This window comes from Pelagicoccus mobilis, from assembly GCF_016595505.1.
Lineage (GTDB): Bacteria > Verrucomicrobiota > Verrucomicrobiia > Opitutales > Opitutaceae > Pelagicoccus > Pelagicoccus mobilis.
In genome coordinates this window covers 57,200-82,977 of sequence record NZ_JAENIL010000015.1, presented here as the reverse complement: position 1 = coordinate 82,977, position 25,778 = coordinate 57,200, and the positions used below count along the sequence as shown (strand labels likewise).

24 protein-coding genes are annotated in these 25,778 nt (G+C 53.5%); 18 read left to right on the top strand and 6 right to left on the bottom strand.

What is annotated here, in order from left to right; genetic code table 11:
- Window positions 1-54 precede the first annotated feature (54 nt).
- The 9 genes from serS to JIN87_RS09770 all read left to right on the top strand — a co-directional run bounded on the left by serS (window position 55) and on the right by JIN87_RS09770 (window position 11,286).
- On the top strand, window positions 55-1,326 hold the full coding sequence (gene serS / locus JIN87_RS09810) for a serine--tRNA ligase (RefSeq protein ID WP_200355378.1): 1,272 nt from the start codon (window positions 55-57) through the stop codon (window positions 1,324-1,326).
- 54 nt (window positions 1,327-1,380) lie between these two features.
- Window positions 1,381-2,760: a tRNA lysidine(34) synthetase TilS gene (gene tilS, locus JIN87_RS09805; protein WP_200355377.1), complete on the top strand. Its 1,380-nt coding sequence runs from the start codon at window positions 1,381-1,383 to the stop codon at window positions 2,758-2,760.
- Between the two features lie 31 nt (window positions 2,761-2,791).
- A complete protein-coding gene (gene ftsH / locus JIN87_RS09800; protein ID WP_200355376.1) occupies window positions 2,792-4,822 on the top strand; it encodes an ATP-dependent zinc metalloprotease FtsH in 2,031 nt (676 codons plus the stop codon).
- 136 nt (window positions 4,823-4,958) lie between these two features.
- On the top strand, window positions 4,959-6,161 hold the full coding sequence (locus JIN87_RS09795) for an aminotransferase-like domain-containing protein (RefSeq protein ID WP_200355375.1): 1,203 nt from the start codon (window positions 4,959-4,961) through the stop codon (window positions 6,159-6,161).
- Between the two features lie 65 nt (window positions 6,162-6,226).
- A complete protein-coding gene (cysD, locus tag JIN87_RS09790) occupies window positions 6,227-7,132 on the top strand; it encodes a sulfate adenylyltransferase subunit CysD (protein ID WP_200355374.1) in 906 nt (301 codons plus the stop codon).
- A 49-nt stretch (window positions 7,133-7,181) separates the two neighbouring features.
- Entirely contained in the window at window positions 7,182-8,468 is a 1,287-nt protein-coding gene (locus tag JIN87_RS09785) for a sulfate adenylyltransferase subunit 1 (protein WP_200355373.1), read from the top strand.
- Between the two features lie 152 nt (window positions 8,469-8,620).
- On the top strand, window positions 8,621-8,965 hold the full coding sequence (locus JIN87_RS09780; RefSeq protein WP_200355372.1) for a hypothetical protein: 345 nt from the start codon (window positions 8,621-8,623) through the stop codon (window positions 8,963-8,965).
- Between the two features lie 182 nt (window positions 8,966-9,147).
- Window positions 9,148-10,428 carry a glucose-1-phosphate adenylyltransferase gene (locus tag JIN87_RS09775; RefSeq protein WP_234033328.1) on the top strand — a complete coding sequence of 427 codons (1,281 nt, stop codon included), beginning with the start codon at window positions 9,148-9,150 and terminating at the stop codon, window positions 10,426-10,428.
- A gap of 15 nt (window positions 10,429-10,443) precedes the next feature.
- Window positions 10,444-11,286: a universal stress protein gene (locus JIN87_RS09770; protein ID WP_200355371.1), complete on the top strand. Its 843-nt coding sequence runs from the start codon at window positions 10,444-10,446 to the stop codon at window positions 11,284-11,286.
- Between the two features lie 59 nt (window positions 11,287-11,345).
- On the opposite strand, the gene JIN87_RS09765 is transcribed toward JIN87_RS09770, so the two are convergent.
- Together JIN87_RS09765 and JIN87_RS09760 are read right to left on the bottom strand one after the other, a co-directional pair.
- A complete protein-coding gene (locus JIN87_RS09765) occupies window positions 11,346-12,158 on the bottom strand; it encodes a hypothetical protein (protein ID WP_200355370.1) in 813 nt (270 codons plus the stop codon).
- A gap of 77 nt (window positions 12,159-12,235) precedes the next feature.
- A complete protein-coding gene (locus JIN87_RS09760) occupies window positions 12,236-12,895 on the bottom strand; it encodes a hypothetical protein (RefSeq protein ID WP_200355369.1) in 660 nt (219 codons plus the stop codon).
- 182 nt (window positions 12,896-13,077) lie between these two features.
- Between JIN87_RS09760 and JIN87_RS09755 the strand changes: the two genes are divergently transcribed.
- The 9 genes from JIN87_RS09755 to uvrB are packed head-to-tail and all read left to right on the top strand — an operon-like array spanning window position 13,078 to window position 21,876.
- Window positions 13,078-13,362, top strand: a complete 285-nt coding sequence (locus tag JIN87_RS09755; protein ID WP_200355368.1) for an acylphosphatase — start codon at window positions 13,078-13,080, stop codon at window positions 13,360-13,362.
- Window positions 13,363-14,226: an ABC transporter ATP-binding protein gene (locus JIN87_RS09750; protein ID WP_200355367.1), complete on the top strand. Its 864-nt coding sequence runs from the start codon at window positions 13,363-13,365 to the stop codon at window positions 14,224-14,226.
- Window positions 14,223-15,047 carry an ABC transporter permease gene (locus JIN87_RS09745; RefSeq protein ID WP_200355366.1) on the top strand — a complete coding sequence of 275 codons (825 nt, stop codon included), beginning with the start codon at window positions 14,223-14,225 and terminating at the stop codon, window positions 15,045-15,047. Before JIN87_RS09750 ends, JIN87_RS09745 begins: the two co-directional genes overlap by 4 nt.
- Window positions 15,037-15,786 carry a tetratricopeptide repeat protein gene (locus JIN87_RS09740; RefSeq protein WP_200355365.1) on the top strand — a complete coding sequence of 250 codons (750 nt, stop codon included), beginning with the start codon at window positions 15,037-15,039 and terminating at the stop codon, window positions 15,784-15,786. Before JIN87_RS09745 ends, JIN87_RS09740 begins: the two co-directional genes overlap by 11 nt.
- Before the next feature lie 54 nt (window positions 15,787-15,840).
- The gene (gene cysC / locus JIN87_RS09735) at window positions 15,841-16,443 is read left to right on the top strand and encodes an adenylyl-sulfate kinase (protein ID WP_200355364.1); all 603 of its coding nucleotides are present in this window, start codon (window positions 15,841-15,843) and stop codon (window positions 16,441-16,443) included.
- A gap of 22 nt (window positions 16,444-16,465) precedes the next feature.
- Window positions 16,466-17,866: a hypothetical protein gene (locus JIN87_RS09730; protein WP_200355363.1), complete on the top strand. Its 1,401-nt coding sequence runs from the start codon at window positions 16,466-16,468 to the stop codon at window positions 17,864-17,866.
- A 12-nt stretch (window positions 17,867-17,878) separates the two neighbouring features.
- The gene (locus JIN87_RS09725; RefSeq protein ID WP_200355362.1) at window positions 17,879-18,562 is read left to right on the top strand and encodes an HAD family hydrolase; all 684 of its coding nucleotides are present in this window, start codon (window positions 17,879-17,881) and stop codon (window positions 18,560-18,562) included.
- Between the two features lie 9 nt (window positions 18,563-18,571).
- Window positions 18,572-19,846, top strand: a complete 1,275-nt coding sequence (locus JIN87_RS09720) for a dicarboxylate/amino acid:cation symporter (RefSeq protein WP_200355361.1) — start codon at window positions 18,572-18,574, stop codon at window positions 19,844-19,846.
- Between the two features lie 23 nt (window positions 19,847-19,869).
- Window positions 19,870-21,876, top strand: a complete 2,007-nt coding sequence (gene uvrB / locus JIN87_RS09715) for an excinuclease ABC subunit UvrB (protein ID WP_200355360.1) — start codon at window positions 19,870-19,872, stop codon at window positions 21,874-21,876.
- Window positions 21,877-21,990: 114 nt separating this feature from the next.
- On the opposite strand, the gene JIN87_RS09710 is transcribed toward uvrB, so the two are convergent.
- From JIN87_RS09710 to JIN87_RS09695, 4 genes are all read right to left on the bottom strand, one after another.
- Window positions 21,991-23,409: a tetratricopeptide repeat protein gene (locus tag JIN87_RS09710; RefSeq protein WP_200355359.1), complete on the bottom strand. Its 1,419-nt coding sequence runs from the start codon at window positions 23,407-23,409 to the stop codon at window positions 21,991-21,993.
- A 35-nt stretch (window positions 23,410-23,444) separates the two neighbouring features.
- Window positions 23,445-23,855, bottom strand: coding sequence for an ExbD/TolR family protein (locus JIN87_RS09705; protein ID WP_200355358.1), 411 nt, complete (start codon window positions 23,853-23,855; stop codon window positions 23,445-23,447).
- Window positions 23,856-23,864: 9 nt separating this feature from the next.
- Window positions 23,865-24,272, bottom strand: coding sequence for an ExbD/TolR family protein (locus JIN87_RS09700; protein WP_234033327.1), 408 nt, complete (start codon window positions 24,270-24,272; stop codon window positions 23,865-23,867).
- 95 nt (window positions 24,273-24,367) lie between these two features.
- On the bottom strand, window positions 24,368-25,765 hold the full coding sequence (locus JIN87_RS09695) for a MotA/TolQ/ExbB proton channel family protein (RefSeq protein ID WP_200355357.1): 1,398 nt from the start codon (window positions 25,763-25,765) through the stop codon (window positions 24,368-24,370).
- Window positions 25,766-25,778: the final 13 nt, after the last annotated feature.

Sequence of the window (25,778 nt, the reverse complement as noted above, 5' to 3'; positions counted from 1 at the left end):
GCTTGATTTTTGGGTAGAATTCGCCCGTGAAATCCATCTTTAGCCCAATCGAAAATGATCGATCCTAAGTTCCTCAGAGAAAACCCGGACGCTGTTCGAGCTGGAATTGCTAAGAAGCACATCAAGTGCGACTTGGATGCAATCCTAGCGCTCGACGAGAAGCGTCGTACCCTGATCGCTGAAGCGGAAGCCCTCCGTGCTAAGCAGAAAGCCGCTAACAATGACATGTCCAAGCTCGCCAAGGGCAGCCCTGAGTTCATTGCCAAGGTGCAGGAGATGAAGGCGGTTTCTTCGGAGGTTAAGGCGAAGGACGCTGAGCTGAATGCGGCTGAAGGGGAGTGGAACGAGAGTATCCTGAATATTCCGAACTTGCCGGACGCGAGCGTCCCAGAGGGCAAGGACGAGTCGGAGAACGTGGTGGTTCGCGAATTTGGCGAAGTGCCTGCGGATGCGGAGCATCAAGTTGCCCACTACGATTTGGAGTGGATCGAGCAGATTCTCGATTTGCGTCGTGGAGCCAAGGTTAGCGGAGCCGGTTTCCCGTTTTTTGTTGGAGACGGAGCGAAGCTTGCTCGCGGTTTGATCAATTTCTTTCTGAACGAAGCGGCGGACGCTGGGTATCAGGAGATTGGGGTTCCGTTTTTGGTGAACGCAGACAGCGCGACGGCTACAGGTCAGCTTCCCGACAAGGAGGGGCAGATGTATCAGACGGTTGAGGACGGGCTTTACGCGATCCCGACTGCCGAGGTGCCGCTGACGAATTTTTTCCGCGACGAGATCCTCGATGAAGCGGACCTGCCGGTGTATCGTTGCGGTCATTCAGCCTGTTTCCGTCGCGAGGCGGGTAGCCATGGCAAGGAAGTGCGTGGACTGAACCGTGTTCATCAGTTCGATAAGGTTGAACTTCTCAAATGGGTGAAGCCGGAAACAAGCATGGACGAACTTGAGTCGCTTCGTGGATACGCGGAGTCCTTGCTCGAGAAGCTGGAGCTTCCATTCCGTACTTTGTTGATGTGTGGCGGCGATATGGGCTTCACTAATTGCAAGCAGTATGATCTAGAGGTTTATGCGGCTGGGCAAAAGCGTTGGTTAGAGGTTTCTAGCTGCAGTAACTTTGGCTCGTTCCAGGCTCGTCGCGCAAAGATCCGCTACCGGAATCCTGAAAGCGGAAAGCCCGAGATCGTGCATACTCTGAACGGTTCTGGCTTGGCGGTGCCGCGTGTTTTTGTGGCGATCATCGAGAACGGGCTTCAGGAGGACGGACGTATTCGTCTGCCGGATGCGCTTGTTCCGTATGTGGGCAAGCAATACATCGAGAAATCCTAGTCGGAGATCGTCGCTTTGGATTGGGGAGCAGCAGCTACTCGACTTGAGTCGAGCGTGGACTTCTCCCTGATTCCGAACTCGGTTGGTCGCCGCTTGGGTGCTTGCGGTCCGGTATATGTCGCTTGCTCGGGCGGGGCTGATTCCGTCTACGCTCTGTTGTTGGTCTACCTGTTTCTGAAAAGAAACAGGAGGGGGAGCGATCTCAGGGTGCTGCACTTTGATCATGCCTTGCGTGGAGAGGATTCAAGGAATGATGCTCGATTCGTACATGGAATCGGCGAGTCGTTGGAGATTCCTGTTCTTGAAGGTGTGGCGAAATGGCCGGATGGCGTTTCGAAGGTCAACGAGGCGGATGCTCGTGACGCTCGCTTGGCTTTTTTTCGCCAAGTTTGCGGGCCCGAACCTCAGATCGTGACCGGACATCATGCGGATGACGTGGTGGAAACGCTGCTGATGCGTTTGTCCCGAGGCGCTGGCGTGCAGGGTTTGAGCGCTCCCCGAGAGGTCTCTGAGGCGGGAGGAGGCTTGGTCTTTTTGCGTCCGCTTTTGAATGTTGGGCGTGAGCAAATTCGTCAGCAACTTCGAGCGGCTGGCGCTGATTGGCGGGAAGATGTTACGAATGCTTCTGACGCGAACTATCGGGCTCGTTTGAGAAAAACGGCTTTGCCGGCTTGGGAGCAGGCTGCGGATCGTTCCGTTCGAGCGGGGGTGAGTCGCAGTCGCAGACTATTAGAAGAAGATGCCGAGGCGCTGGAAAAATGGGCGGACGAACTCTGGGAGCTCGCTTGGGATGAAGGGAGAAAGGCTCTGAAGCGGCGGGAATTGGAGAAAATGCCGAAGGCCATGCGTCGACGAATACTATCGCGTTTGCCGGGGGGCGAGGGAATTGCTGCAACTGCATTGGAGAAGGTTTTAAGTGCCCTGGATGAAAGGACTCGATTGGTCGTAGAGGCGAAGCGGGGCTTGTTTTACGAATTGCGAGAGGATTCTGTGGGATTGCTTAAACGCGAGCCAGATGCCCCGGAGTGGGGGGCGTTCCAATTGCCTCTAGGGACCAGCGCTTTTTTGCCTGGTGGGGAGAGGGTTTCGTTCGGATGGGTGGAAATGGACGCTTTTCTGTGGGAAAAACTAAGCTCCGGAAGTAACGATGATGGTGAAGTTGTGTACTTGAGTGCGGCCGGGAACTCTTTGACTGGGGTAACTGTCCGTTCCAGAATAGCCGGAGACGCATTCAAGCCGCTGGGCAAATCGTCGCCAAAGAAACTGAAAGACTTATTTATCGAACGTAAGATCGAGCGAAGGGATCGGGGGAATTTGCCGATATTCGTGGGAGGAGATTCGGGCATTTTATGGGTGCCGGGGTTGCCGCCAAACGCGAATATGAAGCTAGAGCCCGGCTCTCGAACTGCCTTGCGATTGACTTACGAAAGATGAGACTCAACCTACTGGTCTCCATTAAATTTTAATGCCCGACAATAATAGTAACAATCGACGCGGTCCTGCAAAAGGCGGGCCCGAGCGTTTCCAACCCAAGGTAATCATTTTCTGGGTGATCCTCATCGCGCTGATGCTGATCATCTGGCAGAACTCAAGCAGCAAGATCGACGCTGAACCGGTCTCCATGGTCGAGGTCGTCCGCTACGCTGAGGAAGGTCGCGTAGCCGGTGGCAAGATCTCTCCCATGCCAAATGGAGGCATGGACTGGTACGAGGTGTCAGGAACGGTTTCAGAAGAGCCGATCGAGGTTTTGACCGATGTGGTCAACGGGAAGGCATTCGTGGCGAAGGGGTGGATTTCGGATGAGAATTATCAAATTCTCCAGTCCAGCGGACGTTTCAACGAAACGAGCCCAAATACTTTTCTGCCTCAGCTTTTGGCGGGAATTATCCCGTTTTTGCTGGTGATCGGCCTGCTGTACTTCCTTTTCGTTCGCCAACTTCGTATGGCTGGCAAGGGAGCGATGAGCTTCGGCAAGAGCAAGGCGAAGCTGCTGACTCGCGACAAGGACAAGGTGACTTTCGCGAATGTGGCTGGCTGTGACGAGGCGAAGGAAGAGGTCAGCGAGGTTATTGATTTCCTCAAGGATCCTAAGAAGTTCCAACGCATGGGCGGCAAGATTCCTAAGGGAATCTTGATGGTGGGCCCTCCAGGTACGGGTAAGACTCTTTTGGCTAAGGCTGTTGCGGGCGAGGCGGATGTGCCGTTTTTCTCGATCAGCGGTTCTGATTTCGTGGAAATGTTTGTCGGTGTCGGCGCGAGCCGTGTTCGCGACATGTTCGAGCAAGGTCGCAAGAATGCTCCGTGTTTGATCTTCGTCGACGAAATCGACGCCGTCGGACGCCAGCGTGGGGCAGGCCTCGGCGGGGGTAACGATGAGCGTGAGCAGACCTTGAACTCCCTTCTGGTTGAGATGGACGGTTTCGACACTACTGAAGGTGTCATTATCATCGCGGCTACCAACCGTCCTGACGTCCTCGATAAGGCGCTGCTTCGTCCGGGGCGTTTCGATCGACAGGTCGTAGTTGACCTTCCCGACCTCAAGGGGCGTGAGGAAATTCTCGGTGTGCACGCGAAGAAGATTCGCCTGAGTGATGAGGTCGATCTCGGAGCGCTGGCCCGCGTGACTCCCGGTTTCTCTGGCGCTGATCTCGCCAATTTGCTGAATGAGGGGGCGTTGACAGCCGCTCGAAAGAGCAAGGATCAGGTCGAACGCATCGATATTGATGAAGCTCGCGACAAGATTTCATATGGCCGTGAGCGCCGTCGCGTCATGGACGAGGAGGATCTTCGTTCTACCGCTTATCACGAGGCAGGGCACGCTTTGGTTCACAAGATCGTCAAGGACAAGCACTTCGATCTGCACAAAGTGACGATTCTTCCTCGCGGTCGTGCTTTGGGGATGGCGATGTACGCTCCGACCAAGGAAATTCTTGGCCAGACTAAGGATCAGATTACGAACTACATCGCGGTTTGCATGGCCGGACGTCTCGGGGAAGAAATAGTGACGGGCGACTACAGCACTGGTGCTTCAGGTGACATTTCCCAAGCGACTTCAGCTGCGCGCGACATGGTTTGCCAGTACGGCATGAGTAAGCTTGGTCCAATCGCATTTAAGGAAAACCAAGATCAGGTCTTCTTGGGACGTGAGATAAATCGTACTCAAGACCACAGCGAGCGCACGGCTGAACAGATTGATGACGCTGTGAGTGAAATCATTCACGAGCAGTTTGAGCGTGCGAAGACGATCATCACCGATCACAAGAAGGAGTTGATCGCTATCGCTGAGGCTCTTCTTAAGTACGAGACCATCGAAGGTAAGCACGTGGACGAGATTCTCGAGTTTGGAGAAATTCGTTCTGAAGTTGTTTCCTCGAAGACGGAACTCGACGACAAGCTGGAGGCTGAGCGTCAGGAAAAAGAGAATGCCGAAAAGGCGGAAGAGAAGAAGGAAGACGTTCCTCCTCCCGCAGTGGACGGCACTCCCTCGATCGCTTAAGCGGTCTCGATTAATCTCTCTTGAATTCTTTAGACAGTGGCGAATGATTCGCCGCTGTCTTTTGTTTTAGAAGCTCATGTCTCTCACGTTTTCAAAATTAGGCGCCAGACAAACGGAATCCGATATCGCTCGATTAATGACCTTGGCGATTCAGCAGCCGCATTTGCTTAGTCTTGCAGCTGGTTTCACTGATAATGCTACTTTGCCGCTTGAGGAGATTTCGAAGATTGCGGTCGAGTTGGGCGAGCAGGGGGATCGAAGCGTGCTTCAGTATGGAGCAAACCAGGGGAGTCTCGAGCTGCGAGAGATTCTGACGAGGCGTTTGAGTGATCAGGACAGGTTCGAAACTCCTTTGGATGTTTCCAGTTCTCTCATCACCAACGGTTCTCAACAGGCTTTGTATCTTGCCGTGCAGGCTCTGTGTGATGAGGGGGATATCGTTCTGGTCGAGCAGCCGACTTATTTTGTATTTCTGGAGATGTTGCGTGGTTTAGGCGTTGAGGCTGTGTCCATGCCTATGTCCTCTAATGGCGATGTCGACGTGGATGGTCTAAAGGCTCAACTGTCTAATTTCGAAAAGGCGGGGAAGATTAATCGGGTAAAGGCTGTGTATTTGGTTAGCTACTACGCAAATCCAAGTGGGCACAGCGTTTCGCGGAGTTGTAAATCTGGCGTGTTAAAAGCGCTCGAGGCGTATGGCGGGCAGATCGCTCTGTTCGAGGATGCAGCGTATCGGGAATTGTATTACGAAACTCCTTTTGAATCTGAGAGTTGTCTGGCGTTGAGCGAGGGAGCGGAGAGTGTGCCTGTTTTCTATTCCACTACGCTGACCAAGCCGTTTGCGACGGGACTTAAGGTTGGTTTTAGCTATTGCACGCACGCTGAATGGCTCGCTCGGATGCTGGCTATTAAGGGGCAGCAGGACTTTGGTACCGCGAACTACAACCAAGCGTTGTTGGCGAGAGCCTTCAAGAAGGGAGTTTTCGACAGCCATCTTTCGATGCTTAGGAAGTCTTACCATGAGAAAATGGTTGTTCTGGACTCCGTACTTTCCGGGCCTCTAAGCGAAGTTGGTTGGACTTGGGAGCGGCCGAGTGGGGGGCTTTACCTTTGGTTGACTGCTCCAGAGGGAACGGAGACTGGCTTTGATTCCGATTTTCACAAGGCGGCGATAGAGGCGGGCGTTTTGTACGTTCCAGGTGAACTTTGCCACGCTCAGGTTGAGCCAAGAAATAAGGTGCGATTGAGCTTTGGTGTCTTGAGTGGTGAGGAACTCGTGCAAGCGGCGGAGCGTTTCCTGGCTGCGGTTAAACGATTTTCCCTCGCCGAAATTTCCTGAAAACAGAGTTGACTGAGAAGCAACATTTCGAAATCACCTTTAAACTCTCTTAACTTTACTAAGATATGCAAGATTACTCAGTAACGCACTTGAAGCAGCTCGAAAGCGAAGCGATCTACATCCTTCGCGAGACGGCTGCGCAGTTCGAGCGTCCGGTGCTCCTCTTCTCGGGGGGCAAGGATTCCATCGTGATGACGCATCTTGCGATGAAGGCATTCTGGCCGGCCAAGATCCCTTTCCCTCTTCTGCACGTGGACACCGGGCACAACTTCCCGGAGACCATCCAGTACCGCGACGACCTCGTCGCCAAGCTAGGCGCCAACCTCGTGGTCGGCTCTGTGGAAGAGGCCATCAAGGACGGCCGCGTGGTCGAGGAGAAGGGGCCAAACGCTTCCCGCAACATGCTGCAGATCCAAACCCTGCTCGATGCCCTCGAGGATGGTCAGTATGACGCGGCTCTCGGCGGCGCTCGCCGCGACGAGGAGAAGGCCCGCGCCAAGGAGCGCTTCTTCAGTCACCGCGACGAGTTCGGCCAGTGGGACCCGAAGAACCAGCGCCCCGAGCTCTGGAACATATTCAACGGCCGCATGGCCCAGGGTGAGCACTTCCGCGTGTTCCCGCTCTCGAATTGGACCGAGATGGATGTGTGGCAGTACATGAAGTACGAGAACATCGAGCTTCCGAGCCTCTACTACGCACACGAGCGCGAGACGGTCACCCGCAACGGCACCATCCTCGCCGTTTCCGAGTTCGTCGAGCCACGCGAAGGCGAAACGGTTGAAGTGAAGCAGATCCGCTTCCGCACCATGGGCGACGCGACCATCACTGGCGCGGTCGAGTCCGACGCGGACACGATGGACAAGATCATCGAGGAAGTCGCTGCCGCCCGCCAGACTGAGCGCGGCAACCGTGCCGACGACAAGCGAAGCGAGAGTGCCATGGAAGACCGCAAGAAGGCGGGCTACTTTTGATCCCTTGGCAGCGTAACCACACTATAATTACAGATTTCCAAATAAAGTTATGAGCACAGAAGAAAGCTCTCAGGAAAAAGGCTACCTCGACATGGATCTCCTCCGTTTTACTACCGCAGGTTCGGTGGATGACGGAAAGTCGACCCTCATCGGTCGTCTCATGTACGACTCCAAAGCGATTTTCGAGGACCAGCTCGAGTCCATCGAAAACACCTCCAAGCAGCGTGGCGACGAGCACGTGAACCTCGCTCTTCTCACCGACGGCCTTCGCGCCGAGCGCGAGCAGGGAATCACGATCGACGTGGCCTACCGCTACTTCGCGACGCCTCGCCGCAAGTTCATCATCGCCGACACGCCGGGTCACATCCAGTACACCCGCAACATGGTGACCGGCGCGTCCACGGCCAATCTCGCCATCATTCTCGTCGACGCCCGCAAGGGGGTCATCGAGCAGACCTGCCGCCACAGCTTCATCGCGAACCTGCTTCGTATCCAGCACGTGGTGATCGCCGTCAACAAGATGGACTTGGTTGATTGGTCTGAAGATACGTTCAATAAGATCAAAGAGGACTTCCAGAAGTTCGCGTCCCGTTTGGACAATATCGTCGAGATTTCCTTCATCCCGATTTCCGCACTGAAGGGCGACAACGTGGTCGAGAAGTCAGAGAACATGACCTGGTACCAAGGGCCGACGCTTCTCTACCACCTCGAAACCCTCTATGTCGGACCAGACGCAAACCACATCGACTCCCGCCTTCCTGTCCAGTGGGTTATCCGTCCGCACAGCGACGAGTACCACGATTTCCGCGGTTACGCGGGCCGCGTAGCGGGCGGCGTTTTCAAGCCAGGTGACGACGTGGTCGTTTATCCGTCCGGCTTCGAGGCGAAGGTCAAGGCTCTGCATACAGCGGATGGCGAACTCGAGGAGGCGTACTCGCCCCTGAGCATTTCCATGACGCTCGACCGCGAGATCGACATCAGCCGCGGTGATATGATTGCCAAGCCGAACAACCCGCCTTCGGTCGGGCAGGACATCGACGCGATGATCTGCTGGTTTTCGGACAAGCCGCTCAATCCACGTGGCAAGTTCGTTATCCGCCACTGCGCCAAGGAGGCCAAGGCTCTGATCCGTGACGTGAAGTACAAGGTGGACATCAACACGCTGCACAAGATCGAGGGCGACAACGAGTTTAAGCTCAACGACATTGGCCGCATCACTATCCGTACCGCGGCTCCGCTTTGCTACGATAGCTACAAGCGCAACCGTGTGACTGGCTCCTTCGTGTTGGTGGACGCGTTCACCAACGAGACGGTCGCTGCGGGTATGATCCGTTAGCTTGGTCGAAAATCGGTAAACATTTTCAAGGCGTCGGATTCCTTAGTGGGGTTCGGCGCCTTTTTGCGTTTATTGCTCAGGCCTTCCCCTAGGCTACATCCTTGTTTACAAAGTCTTTACAGAACTGCGTTTGCATGAGTTAAATCTTGTTTATGCAAAAGGCCGATGAAAGCCCACTGACGATCGATGAGATCGCAACTCGACTGAAATGTTCGCGAGGGTGGGTGCAGCTTTCATTGGATGCTGGGTGTCCGACTAACGCGGATGGGCGAGTGAGCGTTCGAGATTTCATGATCTTCCAGCTTACCAACATCAAAGAAATCCGCGCATTGGCGGGGCTGCCGGAGTTGGAAACAAAGGGAACAGCGGAGGACTTGCGTCCAAACGTGAAAGCGATTCTCACCACCCAGCTTGAGTGGTTGCAGATCCGTTCGACCCGGAGTGCGGTAAAGACGGCGGCGAAGTTGGTTTGCGACCGGATTAACGCTTTTAGCTGATTCCGCGATTGGAATTCTGAATTAGCTAGGGTCCAAAACTTTTGGATACGTGTTTGCTTCGTTTTTGACGGGGTGTTGCGTCGATTTCACAAACTCTTCTTGGATTTGTAGTTGTGAAGTCACGCATTACGGATAGGGTATACTACGGAAGTCTCTGATTCCGAATCCTCTTAGAGAAAATCATGCACAAAAAAGCAATCGCCGTAATTATGGGTGGGGGCCGTGGCACCCGCTTGTATCCTCTGACCAAAGAACGTTGTAAGCCTGCTGTACCGCTTGCTGGCAAATATCGCCTCGTCGATATCCCGATCAGCAACTGTCTGAATTCAGGTATCAACAACATCTATTTGCTGACTCAGTTCAACACGGCCTCGTTGCATCGGCACATTCAGGAGACCTACCGCTTTGATCCGTTTGCTGGAGGGACTGTTGATATCCTCTCGGCGGAACAGACGGAAAAGGGTGACAGTTGGTACCAAGGCACTGCGGACGCTGTTCGACAGAACATCCATCACTTTACTGGTAGCGACTACGATTACGTTATTATCCTTTCGGGAGACCAGTTGTATCGTATGGACTACGACAAGATCATCGAGGAGCACATCGAGAGCGGCTCGGACGTGACGGTCGCCGCGATTCCGTTCCCTGCTGACAGCGTCGAAGGCCTCGGTCTGATGCGTGTATCGAAGTCGCAGGAAATCACGGAGTTTGTCGAAAAGCCAAGCGACCCGAAGGTGATTGAGGGCTTGAAAATCCCAAGTGAGATCGCGGGGGATTTGAAGACTAAGAATGCGGAAGACTGCTGTTTGGCGTCGATGGGCATTTATGTCTTCAATCGCGAGACCATGATCGACGCGCTCGACAATTCGATGACTGACTTCGGCAAGGAAGTTATCCCCTCGCTTTTGGGCAACTCCAAGCTACGCGCTCATGTGTTCGAAGGATACTGGGAAGATATCGGAACGGTTAAGGCGTTCTTCGACGCGAATCTGCAGCTCGCAGATCCGATGCCGCAGTTCAACTTCTTCTCCCGTGGACGTCCTATTTTCACTCGCGCTAGATATTTGCCGGCGAGCAAGATCAACCGCTGCTCCATCAACCACGTGATTATCGGCGATGGTTGTATTATCACTGACTCCTATTTGAAGCGCTGCGTAATCGGTATCCGTTCAGTCCTGCGCGAAGGCACGCGTCTGGAGAACGTGATTATGATGGGAGCGGATTCTTTCGAAAGTTCGAGCGATCGCAGAAAGAACAAGGAGCTCGGGCGACCTGACATAGGCGTTGGGCTCAATTGCGAGATCAAGAACGCGATCATCGATAAAGGCGCTCGAATCGGCGACAATGTGAAGCTGAACCCGGAGGGCAAAGCGGACATGTACGAAAAGAACGGCATCTTCGTGAGAGATGGCGTGGTGATAGTGACCAAGAATACGGTCGTTCCTTCCAATACAATTTTCTAACGTTAATGTAGTCCAATGAAGATTCTCGCCTGTATCGACGGCTCCCAATACTCGCAAAGTTGCTGCGAATACGCGGCTTGGGCAGCTCAACGACTGGAGGCGTCAATCGACATTGTTTACGTCACGGATCTGCGACAATTCGAAGTTCCTTTTGTCGCGGATCTGAGTGGCAGTCTTGGCCTGCAGCCCTACCAGTCGATCATGGGAGAGCTGCAGCAGCTGGAAGAGCAAAAGGCGAAGCTAGTTCTCGAGCAGGCGGAATCGCAGATGCGATCCTCTGGATACGAAGGGGAGATCACTCGTATCCACAAGACAGGTTTTCTGGTCGATTCCTTGAGTGACCTTGAGGAGTCGGCAGAGCTTGTGGTCATTGGAAAGCGTGGCGAAAACGCGAATTTTGCTGCCGAACATTTGGGTTCGACGATGGAACGAGTCGTCCGTGCTTCTGGGCGACCTTGTCTAGTGGCTTCGCGTTCGTTTCAGCCCGTGGAGAAGCTGCTTCTCGCGTATGAGAATGTTCCGAGCTGCAATGCTGCCGTGGATTACCTGTGCAATTCTGATGCGTTTTCGGATATCGAGCTGCACTTGGTCAGTGTATCCAAAAAAGATGGCGAGTCGGAAGTGTTGGCGGAATTGAAGGCAGCTGAAGACCGTTTGCGCTCTGCTGGATTGAGCGTGAATTGCCAAATGCTGCACGGAGCTATCGCTCCGACTTTATCCGAGTACGCACAAGAGATGGGAATCAACATGCTCGCCATGGGGGCGTATGGTCACTCGAAAATCCGTCACTTGATTATCGGAAGCACGACAACTGAAATCCTGCGTGATTGCCGTTTGCCTACCTTGCTTTTCCGCTAAGTACGGTCTGCTAGATAGGCGAGCAAGGTTCGGGCTGAAATTCGCTCCAAGAACCCCTCCTAAAGCAACGGGAGGCGATTAAATGAGATCTGGTTGATCAAGCTGTCGTAGAGACGGGGCTTTTCCATGGGTTGCTGCTTGATCTGTTTGATGGTCGCATCAGACAGTTCAGCAATCTGTTCGCCATTGAGAGTCATCTCCGTTTGGAGGTCCGCCAGTTCGCAACGATACACGAGCCAATCTGCCTTGAATTGGAGGGCGTGGTATTGGTTGCCGACTTCCTTTTCGATCTTCCGGCAGATCTTGTCGGAGTGGGTGCCTTCCAGCATTTCGTTTACGCGGGAGACCTGGGCGAGCTCGACGTAGCTAAGCTTGTCGGTTTCGACGCCGCAGAGGGCGCAACGAAGATTGAGGAGAGTTTCGCGGATTTCGCTTGTGCGTGTTCTCAGGGAGAGTTTTAGCGCTTTGTGGCTCCAATCATGGAATACGCGAGCGACGAGGAGGAAGCGGCCATCATGGCTCAAGCCGTTGAGCACTTTATGGACGCCGTCAAAGCTTGGAACGGCCTGCTCTTGTGAGCGCTCCAGACGGACCTGGAGAAAGCGTTCGAAGTCGGAAACGCGTCGAGTGTAGGGAAGGTAGCGCCAGCAATCGCAAAGCACGCGAGTAAGCTCGAGGAGGCGCGCTTTTTGTTCAGTGAAGCCGGCGAGGTAAAGATACTCTGAGACGAGGCTCATGTACGGCGTCACCGCCTGCATGAATGCGTGTACATTGCCACGGGATGCCTTGCGAAGGAGGGAGCGGGTTTGTCTGCGTTCTGGACAGAGGGCTCCTTGGATCAAAGCGGATACCTTAGATCTCTTTTGAGTCATGGCGGTTTAGGAATAGGATCGTGGGTGGGTGGAGGAGGTGGGTTGGCTAAGGAAGCGCGGCCGGTGGGGGCAGGAGCCTAGTCTTCCTCTGAGCCTCTCGCGATGGTCGCTCGACAATCGGAGGTGACTCGTAGCCAGATTTCTCGAATGTCGAAAAGGCGAATTCGAGCGTGTTTCGCGTAGAGCGAGACGGCTTCGATCTGCAGGGAGTCGAAGTCGGAGAGCATGCCGAGCGCTTTGTTGAGCGAGACCATACCTCGTTTGAAGTAGGCGATCGCCAAAGCGAAATCATCTATATCTAGGGCAGTCACTGCTAGAAGGCCGTAGTAGTCCGACTCGGTTAGAGTAGACTGGTACGCGAGCGCTGAACTTGCGTCGACGGCTTCAGGGGCGAGTGAGATACGACGTCCCCATTGTTCGATGAGCCAGCCGTGAAGGGCTTTGCTGGATACGAACAGAGGATGGCGGTGCAAAGTGTAGGGGTGAGTCGCCTTGGGGCTCTCTTCTTGCGGGCGTTCTGGATCTTGATTGTCCGCATTTGGTTGCCAGCCCATGTAGAGGGCCACTTCGTCGAGCCTGTTGGCGCTACGGATCAGCTTGCTGTAGATGGCCTGGTATTTGGTAACCTCTTGGCCTTCGGCCTGGAGATACTGTTCCCAGCTAAATTCGTTATAGCCGGTTTCCCAGCTATCTTCCCATTCTTCGTTTGGATTGGCGTCGCTTTCGTAGTTTCCCATGCGTCTGTTGACAGGCTTTTTAAAAAGACGCGGGAACGTATGGGGATGCCCTCAGCGATGCAACCGAATACTTTTAGTTATTATTTCTGATACGTTATTCACATAGTTATTAGTTCCTGTGAATTTTCATAATGGAGAAAATTCGCTGGAGGTTCGTGTTTATAGCTGTTTATAAGGGGCTTATGAACGATCCAGACTCGACGTTTTTTCTTCTCGCCTACTTTTCGGGCCACGTGCAAGGAGTGGGGTTCCGGTACTCGACGGCTCAAATCGCCAAAGGGTACGAAGTTACGGGGTTTGTTAAGAATTTGGCGGATGGTCGAGTAGAGCTGGAGATCGAGGGAGAAGAGTCTGAGTGCCGTGGCATGATCGCCACGATCGAAGACGAACTGGACGCTTTTGTGCGAAAGACCGAGTTGAGCGACGGGATTCGTCACAAAGTCTTCACAACCTTCCGCATCGCTTAGTTGGCAAACGAGGTCCAGGCGATTGAGCTAGAAGGGCTCACTAAGGACTTCTCGCTCGCAGAGCGAGGGAAGTATTTGCGGGCCGTTGATCATTTGACGCTCTCGATTCGAGAAAATTCCGTCTACGGACTCCTTGGTCCGAACGGTTCTGGAAAGAGCACCACCATTCGAATGTTGCTAGGCTTATCGAAGCCTTCTGCCGGGAGTGCTTCGATCTTTGGCTTGTCTCCGGATTCCCGTGAGGCTCGCTCTCGGATCGGCTACCTGCCGGACGCGCCCTATTATCATAGCTTTCTAAGCGGTCGTGAGTTGATGCGTTTTTTCGGAACGTTGCTTGGTATAAAGAAGAGACTGTTGGAAGAGCGGATCGTGGAGTTGCTTGTTCGATTTGGCCTCGAGGACGCTATGGATCGAAAGGTGGGCACTTATTCGAAAGGGATGTTGCAGCGTCTTGGGTTTGCTCAGGCACTGGTTGGGGATCCCGATATCCTGATTTTAGACGAGCCGACCGCTGGAGTGGATCCGGTCGGGGCGGCGGAAGTGGGGGAGTTTGTCGTTTCGCTTAAGAAGCAGGGGAAGACGGTGCTGCTTTGTTCGCATTTGCTGACGCAAGTGCAGGATCTGTGTGATCACGTGGGAATCCTTAATAGGGGGCGATTGCTGGCCCACGGCAAAATCGAAGATCTCCTTGGAGATGGCGATGACTCTGCTTTGGAATTGGATGGCTTGGATGAGAGGGAGCGCCAGGAAGTGGTAAGCTTCGCTCGAGAGAGAGGTGGACGCGTGAGACCGGGACGAAACGATCTTGAGGACCTTTTCCGACGATTGGTGAGAGAAGATTCGAATCAGGAGGAGGGCGAGTGAGGGCCGCAATTCAGAGGACGCTCGCGATTGCGGGGAACACGTTTCGAGAAGCGATTCGGATGCGCCTGTTCTTGCTGCTGCTTGTTACTGGAGTTGTATCGTTGGCCGGCGGCTTGTATTTTCAGGAGTTCAACCTCGGGAGCGGTGAGCTTCGATTCATCGCTGACTTCGGCTTTGGGGCGATGACCTTGTTTGGCTCGATCGTAGCGGTAGTGGCTACAGTGCAGTTGATTTTTGGGGAGATCGAGCATCGCACAGTACTTCCGATTTTGGCGAAACCTGTTTCGCGAGGAGAGTTCTTGCTTGGGAAACTGATTGGCGCGTGGGGGACGGTTTGCTGTTTCGTCGGCATGCTCGCTTTGGCGTTGATATTGGCTTTGTGGATACGGGAGTCTCAGATAATCGCCCGATCGGGTAGCGAAATCGCGAGCGAGGATTCGATCAATTATCTGGGAGTATTGCTTTTCGCGGCGATGCAGTGTATGCGGCTGATGGTCTTGGCGTGTATCACTGCATTTTTCTCAAGCTACGCCAGCTCTTCAATGTTTGCTGTGTTCATGGGATTTTTTGCGTGGATAATCGGTCAATTGAGGGGCGTGTTGGTAGAGCAATGGAACCAGGGGGAGGCGTCTTTGTTTTCGGTTTCTGGCTTTCTCTCGTTGATCGTTCCTGACTTGAGGCTATTTGATTTGGGAGCGGCAGCATTTGGGGCCTCCTCTTTTGATGGAGGCCAGGTTGTTGGTTTAGTTCTGTATGCTGGCGTTTACGCTACATTGTATGGATGTCTTGCGGCGTTAGTACTGAAGAATCGTGAGTTTTAGGGTGCGGCTTTTTCTCGTCTGGTTGGCAGCTTCGCTTTTGGTGGGGGTGCTGGTTCGGCCGTTGGAGCGGGAGGTTGCGAGAGAGTCGGATGTTCAGGTTTTGGCGGGATTGTCCGGAAACTTAGGGCAAGGCGTTTCCTTGGCTGTGCTAGGAGGCTACCGCAATGTGGCGGCGAATCTCGTTTGGATCGCGATGTATGGTGAGTGGCAGTACCGACGGGTAAACGAAGTCTTGGAGAAGATGCAGCTAGCGGTCGCTCTCAACCCGAACTCGCTTTATTTCTGGATAGATGGAGCTCGAATCATTGCGAACGACATGCCCGTGTGGCAGGTGGGCGATGACGAGATGGAGCGGCTCTATGACGAATCGGATGCTGAAGGAGTCGCCATCCGTTTGAAGCAAGGCAGGCGCGCTTTAAGATTTTTGGATAAAGCACCGGCGGAATTGGAGGACCGGTATGAGATTCCTTTGGAGCGGGGCACTATTTACTGGCAGAAGTTGGGGGATCTGGAAAATGCGATCGCTCAGTTCGGCGAGGCGTTGGAAAAGAGCAATTCTCCGTATTTCGTGAGTCGTGTATACGCGGAACTCCTCGTCGAGAATGGTCGAACTCTCGAAGCGTACGAGTATCTGAAAAAACACTACGCGACTTTACCTGATGACGATCATTCGGCATTGAAGCCTTTGGTAGCGCAGAGGATTGCGGAAATCGGCGCCGTGCTTGGCCGGAGTGATTAGCTTCGCGTCTTAGGCTTGCGCTTGGACGTGCTTCGCAGAGTATTCGCAGCAGATATGGACGAGAATTTACACCCGATTTCTGACCGACTTCTCACTCAGGCGGACCGAGAGGTTTCATTAGGCCAAAAAGGAAAAGTGGTTTGGCTGTGCGGTTTATCAGGTTCTGGCAAAAGCACCTTGGCAATCGCTTTGGAGAAATCCCTCTACAATGCAGGGAAGCACGTGTACGTGCTGGACGGGGACAATATCCGCACGGGATTGAACGCGGGGCTTGGATTCAGCGAGGACGACCGACGGGAAAACATCCGACGAATCGCCGAAGTTTCGAAGCTTTTTGCGGATTCGGGGATGATCACTCTCAATTCGTTTATCACTCCGACCGAAGAGCTCCGCACGCTCGCTCGGGAGGTTATCGGCAAGGAGAATCTGATCGAGATTTACGTGAAGGCGTCGTTCGAAACATGCAAGGAGCGGGACGTGAAGGGGCTTTATGCGAAGGTAGAGAAAGGGCTGGTTCCAAATTTCACGGGCAAGGATTCTGGATTTGAGGAGCCGGAGACGAGCGACTTGGTAATCGATACAGAAGCCCAGAGCGTAGAGGAGTCGTTGCAGAGCCTTCTGGAGTTCGTTGCTCCGAGAGTCGAACGCGACGTCTAGATCTATATTTATTGATGAAGCGATGCCGCTGATTCTGCTTAAGTTTGCCAAATGGTTTCTGGGGAAGGGAATCGTTTGGGCGACTGTAGCGGCATTGGCCATCGGTGTATTCGCTCTCTGGATATTCGTTAAGCGGAGCTATTCAGACGAAGGAGAGCGGGTCGCGGAGCTTTCTCAACTGCAAGAGCGAGCAAGCGTGGTTTATGCGGAGTTAGAGACTTCGCATAAGCGTCTGATTGAGCTCGGCGAGGAAATCGAGTCGGCTCGTCGAAACATCGAGGCTTTGGAGCGTGCTATAGAGTTTCGTGACGGGATTTTGAAGAGCATTGAACGTCTGTTTACGATGAGTTCCGAAGAGCGAGCGGAAGTCGAAGCCGAGTTGGAGCAAGCGAAGGCGGACAGGCTAACGGAGATCGAGCGTCGTAAGAAGCTTACCTCTGAGCAATCGCAGGAAAGGATAGATCGAATCGCCTTTAGCGATGAAGCTCGGGGACTCGAGGGGAGGATCAGTGAGCTTGAAGGTGAGTCTTCTCGCTTTGTCGAACATCTCGAGGAAGCGTGGGTACGGATGAAGCCCTATCTTGTGGTGGCGCTGGCAAGCGCGATTTTGCTGCCTGTATTGTGGAAGCTCTTTGCGTTCTATCTTTGGGCTCCCGTTCTGGCTATCGCGGGGCCGATTCGACTTTGGAAAGAAACGCTGCCGCTTCCGGAGCTTTCGGAAGCGGGGGTGTCCGCGTCTGTAAATTTGGAGAAAGGTCAGAAGCTTTGGGTGAAGGAGTCCTATCTTCAAGCGTCGGACGAGTGCTTGTCCAAGCAAACTCGCTTTGTACTGGATTGGTCGATACCTGCAACTTGCTTAGCGGCGGGCCTGACCGAAATGGTGGAATTTTCGGGAATGGATGGGAACGCAGGGAATGTCACGGTTTCGCCTCAACGTCGGGCGGAGCTAGAGGTAGCGATCGTGGAGATTCCAGAAGGGGGAAAGATGGTGATTCGGCCGAGTTCTGTTGCTGGCTTGATTTCGCGTAGCGGCGAGAGGGTGAAAATTACTCGGCGTTGGCGTTTGTTTCACCCTCAGGCTTGGTTGAGTTTCCAGTTTCGCTATTTCATTTTCGAAGGCGCGAGTGCGGTCGTCGTTAGCGGAGTTCGCGGCGTACGATTTGAGGAAATGAATACGGGGTCCGAGCAAGGACGGCGCTCAAATCAGATCGCGACGATCGGGTTCACTCCAGATCTTGGATACGGGGTTGTTCGGGCGGAAACGTTTTGGTCGTATTTTCGAGGATTTAACCCATTGTTCGATGATGTTTTTCGAGGAAAAGGAGCGTTTATCTGTCAGGAGATCACAGAAGAGGAAGCGAATCAGGCCTCTCGCTTTTGGAGAGGTTTGTGGAGTGGCGTTTTGAAGGTGTTGGGTGTTTAGGAGCGAATAGGCATGGAAAAGGAAATTGGATTTATTTTCGACTGGGACGGGGTTGTCGTCGATTCGTCTCAGCAGCATGAAGAGAGCTGGGAGGTCGTGGCGGAACGCAATGGGCTTCCGCTGTTTGAGGGGCATTTCAAGCTAGGCTTCGGTAAGCGGAACGAATTGATCATTCCAACTTTGCTCAAGTGGTCGGAGGATCCGGATGAGATCAAGCGGCTCGGCGACGAGAAGGAAGCGGCGTACCGCGAGATCGTACGGCGCAGTGGCCTGCAGCCGCTGCCGGGAGTGCAGGCTTTTCTGGAATCGTTGGTGAAAGGGGACATGGCCAGAGCGGTTGGCTCGTCGACTCCTCGTGAGAATATTGACGCGGTGACCGAGATCATCGGCTTGTCGGGGATGTTCGAACAAGTGGTGGCGGCTGGAGACGTGTCGCGTGGCAAGCCGGATCCGGAGGTGTTTTTAAAGGCGGCTGAGAGAATAGGGAGAGATCCTGCAAACTGCGTGGTGTTTGAGGACTCGTTCTCTGGGATTGAAGCAGGATTGGCTGCGGGAATGACGGTTGTGGGTATCGCGACGACTAATCCGCTTTCGTCTTTGCTCGATGTTGGCGTTGCTCTTGCTGTAAATAGTTTTGAAGAGATCGACCTAAAGTCCTTGATAGATACTGTCTTTCGGAAAAGGTCCAAATTCTAGGAACACGCTATGGAAATTTCTAACTCGAAACTGACCCGCAACATTTTGATCGCGATGGTTCTTGGCCTTGTGCTTGGAATCATTGTTAACCAATTGGGCTGGCAAGAGGAGCCGCTGGTAAGGCACCAGATATTGGGCGGCCTCTTGAAGATGGTGGGCGACATTTTTATCAGCTCCTTGAAGCTTCTCGTCGTTCCGTTGGTCTTCGTCTCTCTGGTCTGTGGTACGGCGGCGATGGATGATGTGCGAAAGCTGGGTAAGATCGGGCTTAAAACCGTTTCTCTTTACCTGCTCACTACCTGTATCGCGATTTCGATAGCGATGGCTTTGGCGTTCGTTTTCAAACCAGGCGTTGGCCTGGAGTCGATCGACTCCGGAAGCGCGGTTGCCGTGGAGGAAGCTCCGACGATTTGCCAGGTGATTACGAATATGTTTCCGACGAATCCGGTAAAGGCGATGGCGGAAGGAAACATGCTTCAGATTATCGTTTTTTCCATCCTGTTTGGCTTGGCGATGGTTGTATCCGGCGAGCCAGGACAACGTGTATTGAAGCTGTTTGAGGACCTTAACGAGATCGTGCTTAAGCTCGTGACCGTTTTGATGCTGATCGCTCCTTACGGCGTATTTGCTAAGATTACGGTGGTGTTCGCAAATGAGGGCTTAGGAGCGATTGCCCAGTTGGGAATGTACTTCGGCTTGGTGATACTGGCGTTGATTGTTCATGCTCTGGTTGTTTACCCAAGTTTGCTCAAGCTGCTGAGCGGTTTGAGCCCTATTCAGTTCTTAAAGAATTTCTACAAGGTGCAGATCTTCGCGTTCAGTACGGCGAGCAGCAACGCGACTTTGCCGGTGACTCTGGAGACTGCGGAGAAGAAGCTTGGGGTGAAAAACTCCACCGCCTCTTTCACGGTTCCGCTCGGCGCTACGATCAATATGGATGGAACTGCTATCATGCAGGGAGTCGCGACGGTGTTTATCGCTCAGCTTTCTGGAATCGACCTTTCTGTGGGCCAGATTTTGATGGTGATCGTTACGGCGACACTGGCGTCGATCGGTACTGCCGGAGTTCCGGGAGTAGGCTTAGTGATGCTCACCATGGTCCTCAATCAGGTAGGCTTGCCCATCGAGAAGATTAGTTTGATCGTGGGGATCGACCGAATTCTGGACATGTTACGCACAGCGGTGAACGTGACCGGTGACGCGGCTGTGACCTGTATCGTGGCAAAGAGTGAAGGGCAGCTGGACGAAGAGGTCTACGATTCTGATCCGGATGCGGTCTCGTAGGCTCGCTATTCGTTCCGTATAGGATGGGGCTTTTTAAGTTAAACTCTGATTATCAGCCAACTGGCGACCAGCCGGTGGCCATCGAGACGCTGCTCGATTCGATTCGTGATGGGAACCAATACCAGACGCTGCTTGGCGTGACTGGTTCCGGGAAGACGTTCTCAATGGCGAATCTCATTGCTGAGTTGGATCGCCCGGCGCTTATCATTTCCCATAATAAGACTCTAGCGGCTCAGCTGTATTCAGAATTTAAGCGCTTCTTTCCGGAGAATGCGGTCGAGTATTTCGTCAGCTATTACGACTACTACCAGCCGGAGGCGTATGTGCCTTCTTCTGATACTTACATCGAGAAGGATTCATCGATCAACGATGAGATCGATCGCCTTCGAATCTCGACCACAAGTAGCCTGATCAGTCGCAGAGATGTCATTGTGATCGCTAGCGTATCTTGCATCTATGGTCTTGGTTCGCCTGATGACTTTCAGGAGTTGATGATCCCTTTGAAGGTTGGCGAGGAGTTGGGGCGCGAGAAGCTTTTAAACGGCTTGGTAGAGATTCTCTACGAGCGTAATGACATCAATCTAGAACGAGGCCGGTTCAGAGTGCGTGGCGACGTGGTGGATATTATGCCCGCGTATTTGGAAAAAGGCTTACGAGTCGAGTTTTGGGGTGATGAGATCGAGCGTATTTCGGAATTTGATCCGCTGACTGGAAATGTGCTGCAGGACTTGGAGGAGTTTCACCTGTATCCAGCAAACCAGTTCGTTACCACTCGCGAGAAGATGGAGAATGCGGTGGGACACATTAAGTCGGAGCTCAAGGAGCGTATTGCGGAATTTGAGTCGAAGGGACAATTGCTGGAAGCTCAGCGGCTGAGCATGCGGACGAACTACGACATCGAGATGATGCAGGAGGTCGGGTTTTGCAGTGGCATTGAGAACTATTCCATGCATTTGTCAGGCCGAACTCCTGGCGAGCGGCCATTCTGTCTGATCGACTTTTTCCAGAAGGATTTCCTGCTCTTTGTAGACGAGAGTCATGTGACGATTCCTCAGGTTGGGGCGATGTACGCGGGTGACAGGTCGCGTAAGACGACTTTGGTTGATCACGGGTTCAGACTTCCGTCGGCTCTGGAAAATCGCCCTATGAACTTTCAGGAGTTCATGGAGGTCACCGGGCAGACTGTTTATGTGACAGCGACTCCTGCTAAATTCGAGAAAGAGAAGAGCTCCGTTGTCGCGGAACAGGTGATACGTCCGACTGGGTTGTTGGATCCGCTGATTACGATCCGTCCGACGAAAGGACAGGTTGAGGACTTGATAGCCGAAATTAAAAAGGCTATCGAGAAAGGCGAACGTGTATTGGTCACGACGCTTACGAAGCGTCTGAGCGAGGATATTACCGCGTTCCTTCGCGAGAAGGATATCAGCGTAGAGTATTTGCACTCCGATATCGATGCCTTGGAGCGTGTGGAAATCTTGCGACGCTTGAGGGCGGGTAAATTCGATGTGCTGGTGGGAATCAATCTGCTGCGTGAAGGGCTTGATTTGCCGGAGGTCGCTTTGGTGGCGATTTTAGACGCGGATAAGGAAGGCTTTCTGCGGAGTGAAACGAGCTTAGTGCAGACTGCTGGGCGAGCGGCTCGACATGAAGAAGGTCGCGTTATTTTTTACGCGGATGTGATAACGGATTCGATTCGCCGTACGGTTGAAACGACTGAGTACCGTCGGTCCAAGCAAATCGAATACAACACAGAGCATGGAATTACGCCTCGAAGCGTTAAGCGAGGTGATCAGGAGAGCTTGCGCGAATTGCTCGAGGAAGAGGATTCGACTGCTGCTGCACTGGTTGGCGAGGATGACGATGTACAGGCGGTCATCGACGAGTTGACTGTCGAAATGGACGAAGCGGCGGCGAAGCTGGAGTTTGAGCGGGCTGCCTTGTTGCGCGACCAGATTGATTCCCTCAAAAATGGCGGGGCCGAGGCGAAGTCAGGGAGACGTGGATACGGTCGTCGGAAGCGGCGGTAGTGTGGTTCTTGATGAGGGCGCGGCAACCACGGAGCGTTGCCCTCCAGCACAAAAAAAAGCGGAGGCCGAAGCCTCCGCTGAAATATTGACTAAGAACAAATTGTTTGGGTCCGACTAGAGACCGAGCGATGCGATGTGTACCTTACGTACTTGCTCGAGGTAGCGGCCGATGTGGTCTTGTGGGTCAAGAACCTGGATGCGCTCGAGCTTTGGAATCGCCTTGCCGAACTGCTCGCGAGCAACGTAGGAACGTGCCCAGGAGAGTAGTGCGCGAACTTCCCACTCGCGTACCTTTTCGGCACGGCCGTAGTAGAGGTCAGCACGGTTGTAGCCATCGACTGTTCCCTTGTTCGAGTTGAACTCGGCGAGAAGAAGGAGGGCTTGGCCGTCCATTGGATCACGCTCGATGAGTTCTTCGAGGATTGGGATCACCTTTTCGCCTTGGCCTGTTGCGAGAGCGATTTGGGCTTCGAGGCGTAGGATGCTGAGCTTGTTATCGTCGTCGAGCTTGGTGCCGAAGCTGGAGCGGATGTCGGAGATAACGGAAGTCGCTTCGTCGTATGTACCGCGAGCTGTCATTGTTTCCGCGATGGAAACGTAAACGTCCGGATCTTGGTTCTTGTCCTTCTTGATCGCACGCTGGAAGTAAGTCAGCGCGAGTTCGTTGAGGCTGCGGGACATGTAGATGTTGCCCATGAAGATGAGCGTATCCGGAGTAGACTTGCCGAGGCGGTCAACGATTTCCTGGATCGCAACTGCTGTTTCAGCGTCCTCGAGGCCGAGGTAAGCGTTTGCAGCGGAAGACCAGAGGATGTCGTTTTCTGGATCGTCTACGAGGATCTGCTCGAGTACCGCGATGCCTTCTTCGTACTTCTGCTGTTGGAGAAGTGACTTCGCGAGACCGACTTGCCAGTCCTTAACGGTTGGATCGAGAACGATCGCTTCGCGGTAGGCAGTTTCAGCGGAGAAGTACTTTTCGGTGTTCACGTAGCAGAGGCCGAGAAGACCCATTGTAGTGGTGTCCTTGGCTCCGAGCTCAATGGCTTTGGTGAAGTCCTTGAGGGCTGCTTCGTAGCGACCTTCCTTAACCTTCATGATCGCTCCGTTACGGATTGCACGAAGGAAGCTTGGGTGCTTCTTGGCTGCGCTGTCGTAGTACTTGATTGCGTTCTTCAGGTCGCTCTTTTCGGCGTAGAAGTTGGCGGCGATGAAGTCGAGAGCGGCGCTTGCTTCAGGAGTGATGGCGGCGAGAATCATGGTGAGCGCCTGATTCTTGTCTGCCTTTACGCCTGTCGCTGGGTCTCCTTGAAGGGCGGTCAGAACGTTTTTAACAACGAGCTGTTCCTCTTCGGTGAGGTCCGGCTCAGTTTTCGCTTTGATGGAGTAGGAGGCCGCGAAGGTCTTCTGAATGTGTGGCTGGTTCCAGAACTTTTCGTCTGTTTTGAACTGAGCAGACACGGATGCGGCACCCGCTAGGCCTGCTAGGCAGATTAAGCCAGAGGCTGCTGCTTTGATTGTTTTGCTGCTAATCATTTTAACTGCTTTTCTTTAAATTTACGTGATGGGTCTTATTCGGATACGGCTTTCATGGTCACTTGAGGAGCTCCTCCTGATTCGCAGGCATCGATGACTGCGACGACCAGGGCCATGCGGGCTTGGGGCTCTACGTTGACTGTGATGGGGTGTTCGTCCTGGCGCATGGCGGGAGCCACGATGCCAGAGACGCCACCGACGCCGACGTCTTTTTCCTTGTAGATAACTTGTCCGTTGCGACGGACGAGGAAGCTAACGAGCTCTTTGTCTTCGTTGTTTTCCGGGTTGCTGGTCGGGTCTGGCGTATTTGCGGCTAGACCGGACTCTTCAACGAACACGGTAGTGACAATGAAGAAGATCAGGAGAATGAAGACCATGTCGATCAACGGGGAAATGTTGATGTCGGTAGCTTCGTCCCCACCGTTTAGGTTTTTGCGGTTTCTCATGTCTTCGAGCTAGTTTAAGGTTGAGACGTAGATGCGGGTGGCCTTGGCCAACTTGCACTCGTCTACGAGACGAACAATTGTCCCGGCTTGAGCGTTCTGATCCGCTTGGATAATTACTGGATAGCTTTCGTTGCCTGCGAGGACACGTCGAACTTGTGAGCGAATGCCGCCGAGTCCGTAGTCCTTGCCTCCGTAGAAGACGTTGTTCTGATCGGTTACCGCGATGAGAATGACGTTCTTGGGGAGGTCGAGGGAGTTTACGGCGGAAGGCTTTTCGATTTCGACGCCTGGCTCTTTAACGAATACAGTAGTTACAATAAAGAAGATCAGAAGAATGAACACCATATCGATGAGCGGGGAGATGTTGATATCTCCTGCTGCTTCACCCGCCGAGGCGGATTTCTTATTCTTCATCATGGTCGTTTAATTCCTTCTGTTTAGTTCCCGATTGAATCTGGCGGAGCGGGTTGAGCGGACCGCCTGATTTGCGTTGGGTGTGTTGATCTTCCGGACTACTTCTTGTTGTTGAGGCCGTTAACGAAGGCTACAGAGGCTTGCTCCATTTCGCCGAGCTTGCCCTTCGCGATGCGAGTGAGCAGTGCCTGACAGAGCAAACATGGGATCGCTACGATAAGACCGTACTCTGTGGTGATAAGCGCCACGGAGATACCATCGGAGAGGGTAGCTGGGTCACCAGTACCGAAAACAGTGATCGCCTTGAAGGTATCGATCATACCGGTAACCGTACCGAGAAGACCGAGAAGTGGAGATGCCGCTGCGGTGAGGGCGATGAAGGCGATGAAGCGCTCGAGCTTCGGCTGAGCAGCGAGGAGGCGTTCGTAGAGAACTTCCTCGAGGACTTCCTTATCTTCGTCAGCGTGTTCAACACCTGCTACGAGGAGGTCGCCGAATGGACCGTCAACTGAGTTGGCGGCTTCGAGAGCTTGCTGCTTGTTGCCTGAGTTGAGGCTGTCGAGGATGCGCTGGAGCGTACCTGCCTTCGGGCTCTTGACGGACTTGATTTCGAAGAACTTCAAGATTGAGAGGAGGATCGCTACGAAGAACATGCCGAGGAGCGGGAACATTACGACGCCACCCTTTTTGATGTGCTCGATGAGAGTTTCGCTAACGAGGGCGATCTTGATCGCGTCACCTTCCGTTGGGTCAACTGGGTGAGCGCCAGTGCCTGTAGCAGTGAGGTTGCCGATTGTCGCGAGTACTTCTGGTGGAACACCGCGGTTGACGACGAGTGGGTAACCGATGTTTGTGTGGTCACCTTCTGCGAAACCGATGTTTTCGCCACCGTCACCGAAGTAAGCGAATGGTCCAGCGAGTACGAAGGTACCGGAAACTTGGAGACCGTTCTTACCAAGAGCGTCGCCCTTGATTGTTGTGCCGCCCATGATGTTCTTAACGCGCTTGAGGGAGGCCTTGAGGACTTCCAACTGAGCGGTGAACTTCTCGGAGTCGGTCGCTGTTTCGTTTTCTGCAAGGTGTTCCGCTGTGTCAGCGATTTCCTTGTAGTCCTGAAGTTCAGCGGCGTGGATACGAGTGGAGAACTGCTTTACGTAGGCAGCCATCGTATTGCGAAGGTAGATATTTTCGTCGCTGCGAAGCTTAACTTTCTTACGGAGGTCTTCGAGACGGAGGTCGCTGCTGTCGCGGGAGGACTTCATCTCGTCGCGTTCCTTACGGAATTCGAGAACCTTGCTTTCGAGCGTGGTTAGCTCGTTGGAGAGAGGAATCTTCTCGTTCGCGATTTGGTTGCGAAGGTCAGCGAGTTCCTGTTCTGCCGCTTTGAGTTCAGCCTTCGCTTCAGCGGTTACTTGGGCGAAAGTCTTCTGTGCGTTCGCTGTGCCGGCTGCGATGAGTGCGGCGATAGCGATTGATGTGATTTTCAAAGTCTTCATCTAAAATTGATCC

Bases quoted from the DNA above. Each gene is read 5' to 3' on its own strand.
- JIN87_RS09760 (WP_200355369.1), bottom strand. From the start codon at position 12,895: ATGGGAAACTACGAAAGCGACGCCAATCCAAACGAAGAATGGGAAGAT.
- JIN87_RS09755 (WP_200355368.1), top strand. From the start codon at position 13,078: ATGAACGATCCAGACTCGACGTTTTTTCTTCTCGCCTACTTTTCGGGC.
- JIN87_RS09710 (WP_200355359.1), bottom strand. From the start codon at position 23,409: ATGATTAGCAGCAAAACAATCAAAGCAGCAGCCTCTGGCTTAATCTGC.
- JIN87_RS09725 (WP_200355362.1), top strand. From the start codon at position 17,879: ATGGAAAAGGAAATTGGATTTATTTTCGACTGGGACGGGGTTGTCGTC.
- JIN87_RS09730 (WP_200355363.1), top strand. From the start codon at position 16,466: ATGCCGCTGATTCTGCTTAAGTTTGCCAAATGGTTTCTGGGGAAGGGA.
- cysC (WP_200355364.1), top strand. From the start codon at position 15,841: ATGGACGAGAATTTACACCCGATTTCTGACCGACTTCTCACTCAGGCG.
- ftsH (WP_200355376.1), top strand. From the start codon at position 2,792: ATGCCCGACAATAATAGTAACAATCGACGCGGTCCTGCAAAAGGCGGG.
- JIN87_RS09780 (WP_200355372.1), top strand. From the start codon at position 8,621: ATGCAAAAGGCCGATGAAAGCCCACTGACGATCGATGAGATCGCAACT.
- JIN87_RS09785 (WP_200355373.1), top strand. From the start codon at position 7,182: ATGAGCACAGAAGAAAGCTCTCAGGAAAAAGGCTACCTCGACATGGAT.
- JIN87_RS09705 (WP_200355358.1), bottom strand. From the start codon at position 23,855: ATGAGAAACCGCAAAAACCTAAACGGTGGGGACGAAGCTACCGACATC.
- JIN87_RS09695 (WP_200355357.1), bottom strand. From the start codon at position 25,765: ATGAAGACTTTGAAAATCACATCAATCGCTATCGCCGCACTCATCGCA.
- uvrB (WP_200355360.1), top strand. From the start codon at position 19,870: ATGGGGCTTTTTAAGTTAAACTCTGATTATCAGCCAACTGGCGACCAG.
- JIN87_RS09795 (WP_200355375.1), top strand. From the start codon at position 4,959: ATGACCTTGGCGATTCAGCAGCCGCATTTGCTTAGTCTTGCAGCTGGT.
- JIN87_RS09700 (WP_234033327.1), bottom strand. From the start codon at position 24,272: ATGATGAAGAATAAGAAATCCGCCTCGGCGGGTGAAGCAGCAGGAGAT.
- JIN87_RS09770 (WP_200355371.1), top strand. From the start codon at position 10,444: ATGAAGATTCTCGCCTGTATCGACGGCTCCCAATACTCGCAAAGTTGC.
- JIN87_RS09720 (WP_200355361.1), top strand. From the start codon at position 18,572: ATGGAAATTTCTAACTCGAAACTGACCCGCAACATTTTGATCGCGATG.
- JIN87_RS09775 (WP_234033328.1), top strand. From the start codon at position 9,148: ATGCACAAAAAAGCAATCGCCGTAATTATGGGTGGGGGCCGTGGCACC.
- JIN87_RS09765 (WP_200355370.1), bottom strand. From the start codon at position 12,158: ATGACTCAAAAGAGATCTAAGGTATCCGCTTTGATCCAAGGAGCCCTC.
- cysD (WP_200355374.1), top strand. From the start codon at position 6,227: ATGCAAGATTACTCAGTAACGCACTTGAAGCAGCTCGAAAGCGAAGCG.
- serS (WP_200355378.1), top strand. From the start codon at position 55: ATGATCGATCCTAAGTTCCTCAGAGAAAACCCGGACGCTGTTCGAGCT.